Below are 13003 nucleotides of genomic sequence, written 5' to 3' on the forward strand. Positions count from 1 at the left end.
CCTAACATTTTTAGGACAGTAGCCAAATTGAATCGCGCTTCGAAGAATTGTGGTTGGATACTTAACGCTTTTTCTAAATGTTTCTTGGCCGTTTCAGGTTGTTTTTTCTTAATATTTAAAGCGCCAAGAAAATTAAGAACTTGTGGATTTTCCGGGTCAGTACCGCTTAGTTCATTTGCGATTTGTTCGGCTTTCTCAACTTCGTTGTTTTCAAGAAAGATAATGCCTTGGGCTAATCTAAAACTATTTTCACCCTGACTCTCATTGACACGATTCAGTACATCATCAGCTTGTTTTATGCGGCCGCTTTTAGAATAAAGCGCCACCAGCCTTAAACCGATTGAAGTATCATCAGGAAAATTGCGATGTAACTCTTCTAACAACCGCTCTAATTCATATCTCTTGGCTTCGCTTTCGTATAGGTCGGCTAAATATAATCCCGCTGCTTTATCTTGAATCACTAACGAGAAGCTTCTTTCTAGCAGATACATAGCTTCAGTGTTGTTGCCCTGTCGTCGATAGACCTGAGCTAATGTAAAAATGGCTCTTAAATCTTTAGGAACTAACGCTAAATATTTTAATAACTCTTTGCGGGCATTCTCCAAGTTGTCTTGTGTGAAAAACGCAATTGCATTGATAAAAATAAGTGATGGATCGTTCGTCAGCACGTCTTCATCATATAAAGAGATAGAGTTAGCGATGCTTTCTAGAGTAGAGGTTGCTTCCTCGTTTTTGTTCTCAATGGATAGTATCCAACTAAGTAACAACTTCATTCGCGGATCGTCAGGTGTTTTTTCAAACACTTCATCGAGAAGCTCTTTGGCTTCTTCTATTTGATTATTCTTAATATAAGCACCAATCAATGAACGTTGCACAATTGGATCTTCATTAAAAACGGTGAGCGCAGTTTGATAGCTCTCTATTTCTTTCTCAATATCGCCCATTACACCCCAATATTTACCTTGCAGGTGTAAGGTTCGATGATCGTTAGGTGAGATAGATAAAGATTTGTTTATTAATGCTTTGGCTTCTTCCAAGTTGTTTTGTTCTAACTCAAAACTCGCTAAAGAATTAAGCGCTCTTGGCTCATTAGGGTATATTTCTTGGGCCTTTAAAAAACTAGCACGTCCTAGTTCGACTAAGTCTAAATTTAGGTAAGCCGTTCCTTTTGCCAAAAACAGCTCATAACGAGACGCCGGAGTCTTAATTTTTGATTCTTCAATCGTGAGAAGCTTTTTAAATTGTTTAGTTAAGATGAGTGCCGTTGTGTATTCTTTGAGAATAAGATTGATATCGACGTTATATTCAAGTGCTTCGTCGAACTCGGTAACAGCTAAGTCCATCGCTCCATTTTCGACATAGACTTTGGCTAATAGAACTTTTGCTGGGAGGTTTCTTGGGTCTTGCTCCAATGCATTCTTGAGGTGAATAAAGCTCTCGTTAATTTTTCCGTCGTAATAAGCCTGAACCGCTTTTTCATAATCGTTATCTAACGCCAAACTACCCGCTGAAAATCCCAAAACCAAAGTCAACATCAACCCTGAAATAGACTTTACTGCCATTATTCTCACCCCAAATACGCCCAAAACATTTACATGTGCTAATAAACCAAAAAAGATGGCCAAATGCCATCTTTTTAGAATTGAAATACTACTTCAGATTTGTACTAAGAAACTTGTTTTCTTCTCGCTAAGAACGCTAATCCTAGAGCGAATAAAGCCAACGCGCCTGGTTCTGAGACATCAACAGTTGGGTTGTTTAATGAGCCACTGAGCCCGTTCATTTTAAATCCTTGCCAAACCGAAGCACCAACATAGACTATCCATTGATTTGAAAGCGTTGAGCTATTGCTTGAATAATAAGAGGTGCTACCTGAGTCGCCAGAATGTGCAAGAGATACAACATCACCCCTAGACATAAAACTACCAGCGACCGTATCGAAGGAAACGGCCTCTGTTTTCAATATAAGATCTGAACGCTCGTCTTTATGATGATCATCTACGTAACCTGATGATACATTATCCAAAGTTACCTTTTTAGAATCAGCGAAAGTAAGTAAGAAAAAGTCAACACCAGCTCCGTTACCGCCATCAGCAACGTGATAATCATATGAATTATTGACTATGCCTAAACCACCTGAGTAGGAACCTAACTCCATCGCTTTTTTAACAGTTCCATCAATTCTACCATTTGTCGTGGTTTCATCTTTCCAAGCCCATCCTGAAATAGTTACACCCAGACCACTTCTCGAGTCATAATAAGTTCGTTCCTGAATGGAACTGCTAGAACTGCTTGAAGTGCTATATGAGCTATAATTGTTAGCGTCCACTTCGTCCGAGCTCAAATTAAAATTAAATGCCGTGCCACTCGCTAACGAGTAAAACGGAGCAAATAATAATGCTGCAATTAAAAACTTCTTCATTTCCTAACCCTCAAGAGCCCAAATCCAAATTTGCACTCGATATAAAATTCTAAATGTACCAATGATAGTTATAAGCAAATAACGTTCCAAATAAAAAACCACTATTAATCAAAGGTTTAGAACGTGATTGGTAGCTGTGTGTAAAAAAGACCGACAGTTCAGGGTTCTTTTTTACAAATTGAGAAACTTAGTATTTCTCGAAGTGTTAAATTTTAAACAATTTCGTGGTTATTGCAATCGGTTTGTTGGATGGTTTTTTTAAGAATAAATCAATCCAAATCTGGCGTTCGGGCATATAGTTATCTTTTTAAGTTTGATTGTTTAAGTTTTCCTATTCAGGTTAAAAATGTCATACTGTTTGATCTGTTAAATTGCTAAGAAGTTGATATGGATAAAATTGAAGTCCGCGGTGCTCGCACCCACAATTTAAAGAATATTGATTTAGAAATCCCTAGAGATAAACTCATTTGTATTACGGGTCTTTCTGGTTCAGGTAAGTCTTCATTGGCCTTTGATACTTTGTATGCAGAAGGCCAGCGCCGATACGTCGAATCACTATCAGCCTACGCGCGTCAATTTTTATCGTTGATGGAAAAACCCGATGTTGATCACATCGAGGGCTTGTCACCGGCTATTTCCATAGAGCAAAAATCAACTTCTCATAACCCTCGCTCTACAGTCGGCACGATTACCGAAATCTATGACTATCTAAGACTTCTCTATGCTCGTGTTGGTACCCCAACCTGTCCTACGCACGGCGAACCACTCGAAGCCCAAACCGTTTCGCAGATGGTCGACCGAATTCTGGAGTTACCAGAAGGCTCCAAAATTATGATTTTGGCCCCTGTGGTCAAAGATCGTAAAGGTGAACATGTAAAGACCTTAGAAAATCTCGCCGCTCAAGGCTATATCAGGGCTCGAATTGATGGTGAGGTGTGTGATTTATCTGATCCTCCAGAGCTAGAGCTCCATAAAAAGCATACTATCGAAGTTGTTGTTGACCGATTAAAAGTAAGAGATGACATTCAACAACGCCTTGCCGAATCTATCGAAACCTCACTTGAATTAAGCAGCGGTATTGTTCGTGTAAGCTTTATGGATGGCGATGCAGAAGAGATGACGTTTAGCGCTAACTTTGCGTGCCCAGTTTGTGGTTATTCAATGCAAGAGTTAGAACCTCGCCTGTTTTCATTCAATAATCCAGCTGGCGCTTGTAGTACTTGTGATGGTCTTGGCGTCAAACAATACTTCGATTCAGACAAAGTCATCGTTAATGGTGAATTAAGTCTTTCTGGTGGAGCCATTCGAGGCTGGGACAAACGCAACTTTTATTACTTCCAAATGCTAAAGTCTCTCGCTGAGCATTTTGATATAGATTTAACCGTACCTTTTGAGTCCCTACCGGACGAACATCGTCATGTCATCTTACATGGCAGTGGCAAACAGAATATCGAATTCAAATACATGAATGATCGCGGTGACGTTGTGGTTAGAAACCACCCCTTTGAAGGTATTTTGCCTAATATGGAACGTCGCTATCGTGAAACTGAATCAAATACGGTCCGAGAAGAACTGACTAAATATATCAGTACTCAAAATTGTCCTAGCTGTAAGGGCAGCCGATTACGTGAAGAGGCAAGGCACGTTTTTGTTACCAACACCAATTTGCCAACAATTACTGAAATGTCCATTGGTGAAGCCAGCGACTTTTTTGAAAAGTTAGAACTGGCCGGCCAAAAAGCACAGATTGCCGAAAAAATACTAAAAGAAATCCGAGAACGTTTGGGTTTCTTGGTAAATGTTGGTTTAACTTACTTGTCATTATCGCGAAGCGCTGAAACATTATCCGGTGGTGAGGCGCAACGTATTCGACTAGCAAGCCAAATTGGTGCAGGTTTAGTCGGCGTTATGTATGTCCTTGATGAACCTTCTATTGGCCTTCATCAAAGAGACAACGACAGACTACTTAAAACGTTGACCCACCTTCGTGACTTAGGCAATACCGTTATTATTGTTGAACACGATGAAGATGCGATTCGCGAAGCCGATCACGTCATCGATATTGGTCCTGGCGCTGGTGTTCATGGCGGACAAGTTATCGCACAAGGCACCCCTGAAGAAGTAAAAAACAATCCGAATTCAGTAACAGGCCAATACTTGTCGGGTGTTCGAAAGATTGAAATCCCTACCAAACGAGTTCCGATAAATAACGATAAATGGCTGTCGCTAAAAGGTGCAACAGGTAACAACCTAAAAGACGTCTCTATCGATATTCCTGTTGGCCTTATGACTTGTGTCACCGGTGTATCAGGGTCTGGTAAGTCTACTTTGATCAATGGCACCTTGTTCCCAATTACACATAGGGAACTGAATAAAGCGACCACGGCAGAGCCAGCTCCTTACTCAGAGATAAATGGTCTTGACCACTTGGATAAGGTAATTGATATTGACCAAAGTCCAATCGGTCGAACACCGCGTTCAAACCCAGCAACTTATACTGGGATATTCACCAATATTCGCGATCTTTTCTCAGGTACTCAAGAAGCCAGAGCTCGTGGTTATAAAGCCGGTCGATTTAGCTTTAACGTCAAAGGTGGTCGATGTGAGGCTTGCCAGGGTGATGGTGTAATCAAAGTAGAAATGCATTTCTTACCTGACGTTTATGTTCCTTGTGATGTTTGTCACGGTAAACGATACAACCGAGAAACTCTTGAGGTAACGTACAAAGGTAAAAACATTCACCAAGTACTCGACATGACGGTAGAAGATGCGAGAGAGTTTTTTGATGCGATTCCAGCTATTGCCAGAAAGCTTCAAACATTAATGGATGTTGGCTTGAGTTACATTCGCTTGGGACAGTCAGCGACAACACTTTCTGGTGGTGAAGCGCAACGCGTGAAGCTAGCAAAAGAGTTATCAAAACGAGACACGGGCAAAACGCTATACATCTTGGATGAGCCAACAACTGGCTTGCACTTCCATGATATCGAACAGCTGTTAGCCGTTTTACATCGACTTCGAGATCACGGAAATACGTTAGTTATTATTGAACATAACTTGGATGTCATAAAAACCGCGGATTACATCATTGATTTAGGACCTGAAGGTGGTTCAGGCGGTGGTACTATCGTCGCTAAGGGTACGCCAGAAGAAGTGTGTGAAGTGGACGCATCATTTACCGCTAAATATCTAAAGAGTATGCTTAAGTAAGTTTACGTTTGGCGACCCGCTCTGGAAAGTGAAGCCTGAAGTTAAATCGATATAATCGGTAAGTAGCTCTAGAAACGAGTAGTAATTTGGAATGCTACTCGTTTGCTTCTTTATCTTCTTTTAACTCCCTCAGATATGCCTCCAGTTGTGGGCCTGGCATGGGTTTAGCAAAGAAATAGCCTTGGGCTTCATCACAGCCCAAGTTCTTTATATAATCCAGTTGTTCTTGTGTTTCGATACCCTCAGCGATAACTTCGAGCCCAAGCTTTTGGCCAAGCTCGACGATGGTCTCTGCTAATACTCCGTCTCCGCCTTCACCTATTTCCCGAATGAACTCGCGATCCACTTTTAATCGGTTTAAAGGTAACTTGTGTAAATAGCTCAAAGAAGAAAAACCGGTACCAAAATCATCTATAGCGACAGTAAAACCATTATTTCGCAACTGGTGTAAGGAGCGCACTACTAAATTAGTATCATCCATAACCACACTTTCGGTTATCTCCAGCTCTATCTCATCAGGGTTTATTTTATTAGCCCGTGCGACTTCGATTACATCACTTACAAAATGAGAGTTTTTAAATTGAGGCATTGAGACATTCACGGCAACACGGAGTTGATCATAACCAAGTTTTTTTAAACGATTTATTTCAATACAGCTTTGTTCTAAAACCCACGCACCGATATCGACAATCAACCCTGTATATTCTGCGAGAGGAATAAATGTCATCGGTGAAATAAAACCACCATCGTTACTTGGCCATCTGAGTAAAGCTTCAACGCCAATTACATCCATCGTCTTTAAGTCTAATTGAGGTTGATACCAAACCTGGAGCTTGGAATCAAAAAAGTCATCGGTTAGCTTTCTTATCATTGACAAGCGCCAACTCGTTTCATCTTCCATTTCAGGCCGATATACATTGCAACGAGTTTGGCTATCTTTTTTGGCCCTGTTCAAGGCTATATTTGCATGTTTAATAACCGTTAACCCACTTTCTGAACTATCTGGTTTACGACATACACCAATGCGGGCGTTGACTGGGATTTGATTATCATTGACTTTAAACGGTAAGTCGAAAATAGCGAGTACTTTATCTTCAGCCAGTGTTTCCGTTGTTCCTATTAAACCAAAGATATCAGCACCCACTCGGCAAATGATCACATCATTACCAAGTTGGCGACACAAACGTTCAGCCAAACTAACAAGCAATGCATTGCCAGCTTCTTGGCCCAGCCCATCGTTAATATCTGAAAAGTGCTCAATGTCTAGCAGCATGACTGTATCGAGTGAGCTGTCTTGCTCTACAAACTCATCCAAATGTTGGATAAAACGAGAGCGGTTAGGCAATTTAGTTAATTCGTCTAAAAATGCAATGTCACTGACTTTCTTGAGTAATAATGAGTTATCTAAATCGGATGCCATATTTGAAACAAATGACTCAACTAACTCTTCACGAGTATTTTCTCGTTGCGATTCATATATAACCAGTACACCCACACATGACTTAGAAGGAATGTGCAGTATCAAACGGTCTTGTTCTATTATGGAGCGCTGCTTTTGCAGACACAATTTAATTAAATCGACATCATGAGAAGGAATAATCTCACGGCAACTTTGGCCAACAAATGAAAATAGATCATCATTACTGTATTCGATATAAAACTTATCGACGTTAGTTCGCTGCTCAGAGCTGTTCAATAAAAAAATTCCAGGGCCTTTTGCCTTGAATAGGTCCACTGACAGCAAAACTAACTTTCGAACAAAGCTCGCAAAGCTTTTTTGCTCAATTAAGCTACTGTTCATCATAGTTAAATTTTTAAGAAATTCTTTTGAGTCTTTAATTAACTTAATTTGTTGAAAGGAACGGATAGCAGCGCACAAGGAGGTTAGTAAGCGATTACGAGTTAATTCTGTTTTTGTCACATAATCATTGATTTCGTAATTGATAACCACTTCTTCTTCAGGAGCATGACCAGGTTGACCTGTACGTAAAATTATTCGTAAATCCTTTAGACGTAATGTATCTCGAATGGTCTGAATAAGACGCAGCCCAGCATCATCGGTTTCCATCACAACATCTAAAATAGCGACCGCAATATCATTATGCTGTTTAAGCAACTCGGTTGCCTCACGGGCACTATATGCATTAATAAACTTGAGTCTTTTTCCACTAATCACCACATTTTCTAACGCCATGTGTGTCACTTTATGGACTTCAGGTTCATCATCAACCACGAGAATTGTCCACGCGTCGAGTGACTCAATAGGTAATTCATCGACTTCTTGAGCTAAAGACTGTCCTGCAAATAAAAAGTCGCTTTCTAGCGATTGGTTTTTCGATGCCATTGGGCAAATACATCCTACTCGTTTATTAGATCGCGTGATGATAAGAGTGAAGACTCACAGATTTCGACGCAGAATAATTGATTCATTTAAAGTGTAGGAAATAAACACAATATTGACCAAGTTATCAGCCCTATTTTGAACATTTTTTGACAATGCACCATAATTTACAGACTATTAAGGTTTCTTCGTCATGAACCGTATCTAATTACATGAGCAATCAGCCAAAATCTCGTACAAAATACCTCAATATGGTCAAACAAATTTCGGGTATTGATTTCGAAATCACCTCAAACTCTCACGAAATAAATGAGCAGCAAGTGTTACACCATTTAGATGGTGACCAAGTCGTACTGCTACGAGATCAAAGCAAGTCTATTGCGCAGCGCATTCACAAACGAGAGCAGCTTCTAGAAGCCCGTCAACAGTACAATCTAGAGCAAATTTTTAGCCTTGGACTAGAGTTTGTAAAAGATGACTCATTGTTAGAGCGAATCGATTTAGACTGGATGATGAAATTTATCGAATTAGCTAAAAATGGTTTCACTCCAACGTTACACGAACTATGGGCAAAAGTGCTCGCCAAAGAGCTAGTAAAACCAGGTTCGTTTTCACATAGAAGCCTCAAAACTCTCTCAGAATTAAGTACAAAAGAAGCAAAGGTATTTTACCAAGCTGTTAAACTCGTTTGCCGTTTTGGAGAGGAAAGTGCTGGACGGTTAATCACTGGTGTGTATAAAAAGCCGACCTTGATGTCGTTTTTTGCAAGCAGTAATAAAGTGACCGTAAACCTGAGTAAACATGGGCTAAATTACACTCAACTCATCACCCTGATTGAGTTAGGCCTAGTTCACCAACAGGAAATCGAATCTGCGGCTTATCAAGCCAATGATGAGGTGAAGATTACGCATCAAAACCAAGTTTATGATGTGGCAATAAAACAAAAAGACGTGGTGTTTACATACTACAAGTTAACACAGGCGGGTTTTGAGCTAAGTCAGCTCATCAAGCCCGCCGGTGATCACAAGCTAGTCATTGAAATATTGAATGAATTTAGCCACTTGTTAGGCAGTAACTTAGAAATTTACTCAAAAGTTTAAAAACGCTTTTAGTGATTTAAAAGTTTAACGACAGCCCTATATAACGGCTGTCAAATGACTGTTCAAAGATAAGGCCATCATCACGATCAAACTCAATGACTTGTTCGATATAACCAACTTCAACTTTCAAACCGAGTGACAAGAATCGATCAAATGCATAACCAAAACCAGCCATATTTAACTCATTATCATTACCAGCATTGAGTTCATAAAACCCATAAAAACCAAACAGTGGAAAATCCACATTTAGCCTTGCATGACCCATCAACTCATAACTATTAACGCTTTTATCTGATGCTCGTTGATTGGCACTATCAAAAACGTCTAAAGCCACATCTTGATAACGGCCAGTCACTCCAACATCTAGCGAGACTAAGCTAATATCAATGAGTTCGTAATACAAAGTTGTATCTTGCAATGTAATGTCGTGATTAGAGTTTAAATTTGATGCAACAGGAAAGGCATTTCCATCTAATAAAAAAGTTTGTTCTAAGGTATTAAAACCCGAAAATTCAAAGCTCTGATATGCAACTCGAGCATTGGGCAACAATGGTATGGAATGTTCTATTTGAGCATATAAAAAGTAGTCGCTGTCTCCAGTATGGTTATTAGTAAGGGTATTGTTATTCGCCTCACCCCAAACCGAGTCAGAATCTGTATCAAAACGCTTTAACCCAACAGTAAAATCTGCCAATGGTGCCGCTTGGACAGCTGGAGTTAGCCCCAGGGCTCCAATTACAATCGCAACTAAACCAACCGAACTGACTTTTTTAAATGATGCTTCCATTTTAGAACACTCCCGTTTTGCTGGATTAACCTTGAACTAATAATTTATTGAGGTCGATAATGGCGGCATTCGCTCTTGAGATATAATTGGCCATTACTAAAGAATGGTTTGCCAACATACCAAAGCCACTGCCATTCAAAATCATTGGACTCCATACGGTATGCTGTGTCGCTTCTAACTCACGAATAATTTGGCGTAAACTCGCTGTCGCATTCTTCTTTTGTAACGTACCGGCAAAGTCAATCTCCACCGCTTTTAAGAAATGCAATAGTGCCCAACTTGCGCCACGCGCCTCATAGAAGACATCGTCAATTTGCCACCAACTCGTTTTTACTTCTAGCTGCTGAGGACTTAATGTTGACTGACGAGCGCCATCAACCCCAGCCAAATCAACATTGATTCGATCTTGACCAACACTGGCACTTAGTCGTTGACTCAAACTTCCAAGGCGCTTTTCAACTTCACCGAGCCAGTCTTTTAAGTTGTCCGCCCTTGCATAAAACTGAGCGTCATTTTGGCTAGTATCTGCTAGAGAGTCACGATAGTCGATTAAGGCATCAACCGCTTTTTGATATTCGCCTTCGGCACTTGGCCACGCCCAAGAGCGATGATCTATGTTAAATTGAGGTTGTGCGACTTTTAAATATTGATTCTCTACCGATTGTGATTGCGAGCGACTAAAGTCTTTGCGCAGCGCGAGGGCTAAATCCCGAACCATTTCTAACGCACCAAACTCAAAAGCGGGAATATTATCGAGAAAAACAGAAGGCGGTAATACGTCATTGGACATATACCCACCAGGCTTTTCAAGTAAAACCTGGGTAACTTCAATTAGCGTATTGGTTGTTGCAAAACCAGTTACCGGAGATACGCCCTGTTCAGTCGCAACCTCAATGGTTTTATCTTTAACGGAAAAGGTCTCAGGCATGAAACTCCAATATTGCGCCAGTAAATATAAAACGACAACAATTAGCCCGAACCCAGAAACAAGCCACTTTTGCATGTTAAAACCCTTTTAAATTTGTAGAGGACAGATTAGTGATGATGTCTTTTTTCATGAATAGATTGAATAGAAAATGCAACGTCAACTGACTGCCCCTTATCATCTAGTAAAGTAACTGTAGCACTTTTTTTATTAGCCATTTTACTATCTACTTCTAAGAACATGATATGTAAGCCCCCTGACTCAAAAACTACTTGTTCATTGGCAGGAATAAGCACTTCATCAAGTTTGATCATCTTCATCAAGCCGCCTTGATGCAAATGTTGATGGAATTCAACTCTTTGCGCAATTTTGGACTTGGCACCTACCAATTTAATATCTTTATCTGAGGTATTTTTAAATACTGCATACCCAGCCGTATTCGACGTACCAGGGATCACTGCTCTCACCTTTGCTTCTTCAACCGCCAAGCCTGACAATTCAGTAGCAGCAACCTTACCTGTCATTAATAATGTTCCTGTCATGCCTACTACTAGGCTTAAAATCAGTTTGGGTAATAGCTTCATCGTTATTATTCCTCAATGCTTATATGCAAACTTCATCATACCCCATGCAATTCATTGATTGGAATAACAATTAACGATAAACATTAAGTTCTTTTGGTTTTTTACGGCTAAAGTAATAAGCGACCGCAATAATCAATACCAATGGCCATACTGCCGTCAATCCAGCTAGGATCAATGCGGCAAAAACCATTGCAACAACCACAAATATTCCAGCAAATACGCTAAACAGAACACAACCAATGATGAAGAATACCAACATAGAGATAGCTAAGCCTAGTAAGTTTCCAGCCCAGTCACTAACATCTAGCCAATGTAAAAAATGTTCGGTATTAATATAAAAGCTTGGTAACAAGCTCAAAATGAAAAACAAAACAACAACTGCACCCACTACTTTAAAAAAGCCGCTCATGATGTGCTCCTTTTCCTTCCCTAATTAAACTAATTCTAAACTCGCTTCGCTTGATTAGCCTTCAGCGCTTAATAAAAGCGCTTTGAAGGCATTAAAACCGAAGCTAAAAAGTACCCGAAGATACCGGCTGTCGGGGCCATAATTGTAAATACCACCGCTGCCGTTCTTACCGCCCAAATAGGAAAGTTGAAGTGGCGACCGATACCAGCACAAACCCCGGTCAACTTTCTATTTAATTGATCTTTACAGATCGGGTTACCTTGATATTGCTTTTCCATCACGTCCCCCTTAAGCATTAGCAACTTTCTTTTTAAGTTCTGCAAGTTGAGCTTCAACTTCACCTTCCGTTTCTAATTTGCGAAACTCGTCTTGAAGGTTCGTTGTGGTTAGGTCATAAGCATCGACTTGGCTTTCTAGCTCAATAACTTTGCGCTGCAACTGCTCGTACTTGTGATTTACTGCGTCGATTTTAGACGTATCCAACGCATTACGACTTTTAAGTTGTAATTCGACAGTGTTAACTCGACGGTCGATACGTGTCACATTTTCACGTGCTTCAGACAGCTTTTGCTGGAGACGAGTCGTATCTTCAGTAATTTTGCCTAAGTCTTCATCGACCACATTTAAGTGTTTTTGTAACTGCTCAACTTCACTATTCAGACCATTTTTAACGACGAGTGCTTCACGAGCCAAATCTTCACGACCTTTTGCCAGTGCAACTTCTGCTTTTGCCGTCCATTGCGATTGTTGCTGAGTTAATGCTTCTAGTTTTCTCTCGGTATGTTTCTTTTCAGCAATACAGCTAGCGGCATGACTACGAGCTTCAACCAATGCTTCTTCCATCTCTTGAATCACTAATCGCAGCATCTGTTCTGGCTTCTCAGCTTTATCCAATGCTGAATTAATGTTTGCGTTTACCACGTCTACGAATCTAGTAATAACACCCATGTCTCTCTCCTAAGTTTTATAAAATATGATTGTTTTTAAATTCACTTATGTACTTCCAATTCACATGCCAACCTAGAAAAGTTTATAAACCACTGTTTTTATTTAGTTTTATCTCAATTGTTTTGACGGGACTAAAAAACAACCAATCAATAAGTGGTCAAATTAACTAAATAATTAACAACCTTGACCACGTTAAAAGATTGACACTTATTATGTTAAATAAATGCTGAATGCTGAATGCTGAATGCTGAATGCTGAATGCTGAATGCTGAATGCT

The 13003-nt window shown here is 40.0% G+C and carries 11 protein-coding genes; 2 read left to right on the plus strand and 9 right to left on the minus strand.

Going from position 1 to position 13003, the window contains the following annotated elements; genetic code table 11:
• Positions 1-1562: tetratricopeptide repeat protein (locus tag AC4E96_RS04480; RefSeq protein ID WP_490255011.1), on the minus strand; the 1562-nt coding region annotated here is incomplete at its 3' end.
• A 104-nt stretch (positions 1563-1666) separates the two neighbouring features.
• Positions 1667-2422: a PEP-CTERM sorting domain-containing protein gene (locus tag AC4E96_RS04485; RefSeq protein ID WP_490255012.1), complete on the minus strand. Its 756-nt coding sequence runs from the start codon at positions 2420-2422 to the stop codon at positions 1667-1669.
• 387 nt (positions 2423-2809) lie between these two features.
• On the opposite strand from AC4E96_RS04485, the gene uvrA reads away from it, so the two are divergent.
• A complete protein-coding gene (gene uvrA, locus AC4E96_RS04490) occupies positions 2810-5632 on the plus strand; it encodes an excinuclease ABC subunit UvrA (RefSeq protein WP_488032968.1) in 2823 nt (940 codons plus the stop codon).
• Positions 5633-5726: 94 nt separating this feature from the next.
• On the opposite strand, the gene AC4E96_RS04495 is transcribed toward uvrA, so the two are convergent.
• Entirely contained in the window at positions 5727-7976 is a 2250-nt protein-coding gene (locus AC4E96_RS04495) for a bifunctional diguanylate cyclase/phosphodiesterase (RefSeq protein ID WP_490255013.1), read from the minus strand.
• A gap of 209 nt (positions 7977-8185) precedes the next feature.
• Here AC4E96_RS04495 and AC4E96_RS04500 point away from each other — a divergent pair, with 209 nt between their 5' ends.
• The gene (locus AC4E96_RS04500) at positions 8186-9073 is read left to right on the plus strand and encodes a TIGR03899 family protein (protein ID WP_490255014.1); all 888 of its coding nucleotides are present in this window, start codon (positions 8186-8188) and stop codon (positions 9071-9073) included.
• 16 nt (positions 9074-9089) lie between these two features.
• Here AC4E96_RS04500 and AC4E96_RS04505 read toward each other — a convergent pair whose 3' ends face one another.
• From AC4E96_RS04505 to AC4E96_RS04530, 6 genes are all read right to left on the minus strand, one after another.
• Positions 9090-9860, minus strand: a complete 771-nt coding sequence (locus tag AC4E96_RS04505) for a TIGR04219 family outer membrane beta-barrel protein (protein ID WP_490255015.1) — start codon at positions 9858-9860, stop codon at positions 9090-9092.
• Positions 9861-9885: 25 nt separating this feature from the next.
• A complete protein-coding gene (locus tag AC4E96_RS04510; RefSeq protein WP_488032972.1) occupies positions 9886-10863 on the minus strand; it encodes a DUF2333 family protein in 978 nt (325 codons plus the stop codon).
• A gap of 32 nt (positions 10864-10895) precedes the next feature.
• A complete protein-coding gene (locus tag AC4E96_RS04515) occupies positions 10896-11369 on the minus strand; it encodes a copper chaperone PCu(A)C (RefSeq protein ID WP_490255016.1) in 474 nt (157 codons plus the stop codon).
• 70 nt (positions 11370-11439) lie between these two features.
• Positions 11440-11778: a hypothetical protein gene (locus AC4E96_RS04520; RefSeq protein WP_488032974.1), complete on the minus strand. Its 339-nt coding sequence runs from the start codon at positions 11776-11778 to the stop codon at positions 11440-11442.
• 68 nt (positions 11779-11846) lie between these two features.
• Complete coding sequence (locus AC4E96_RS04525) at positions 11847-12056, minus strand: PspC domain-containing protein (protein ID WP_490255017.1); 210 nt, start codon at positions 12054-12056, stop codon at positions 11847-11849.
• Between the two features lie 10 nt (positions 12057-12066).
• Positions 12067-12726, minus strand: a complete 660-nt coding sequence (locus AC4E96_RS04530; RefSeq protein ID WP_488032976.1) for a PspA/IM30 family protein — start codon at positions 12724-12726, stop codon at positions 12067-12069.
• Between the last annotated feature and the right edge of the window lie 277 nt (positions 12727-13003).

This window comes from Psychrosphaera sp. (genome assembly GCF_982872775.1).

Bases quoted from the DNA above. Each gene is read 5' to 3' on its own strand.
- AC4E96_RS04485 (WP_490255012.1), bottom strand. From the start codon at position 2,422: ATGAAGAAGTTTTTAATTGCAGCATTATTATTTGCTCCGTTTTACTCG.
- uvrA (WP_488032968.1), top strand. From the start codon at position 2,810: ATGGATAAAATTGAAGTCCGCGGTGCTCGCACCCACAATTTAAAGAAT.
- AC4E96_RS04495 (WP_490255013.1), bottom strand. From the start codon at position 7,976: ATGGCATCGAAAAACCAATCGCTAGAAAGCGACTTTTTATTTGCAGGA.
- AC4E96_RS04500 (WP_490255014.1), top strand. From the start codon at position 8,186: ATGAGCAATCAGCCAAAATCTCGTACAAAATACCTCAATATGGTCAAA.
- AC4E96_RS04505 (WP_490255015.1), bottom strand. From the start codon at position 9,860: ATGGAAGCATCATTTAAAAAAGTCAGTTCGGTTGGTTTAGTTGCGATT.
- AC4E96_RS04510 (WP_488032972.1), bottom strand. From the start codon at position 10,863: ATGCAAAAGTGGCTTGTTTCTGGGTTCGGGCTAATTGTTGTCGTTTTA.
- AC4E96_RS04515 (WP_490255016.1), bottom strand. From the start codon at position 11,369: ATGAAGCTATTACCCAAACTGATTTTAAGCCTAGTAGTAGGCATGACA.
- AC4E96_RS04520 (WP_488032974.1), bottom strand. From the start codon at position 11,778: ATGAGCGGCTTTTTTAAAGTAGTGGGTGCAGTTGTTGTTTTGTTTTTC.
- AC4E96_RS04525 (WP_490255017.1), bottom strand. From the start codon at position 12,056: ATGGAAAAGCAATATCAAGGTAACCCGATCTGTAAAGATCAATTAAAT.
- AC4E96_RS04530 (WP_488032976.1), bottom strand. From the start codon at position 12,726: ATGGGTGTTATTACTAGATTCGTAGACGTGGTAAACGCAAACATTAAT.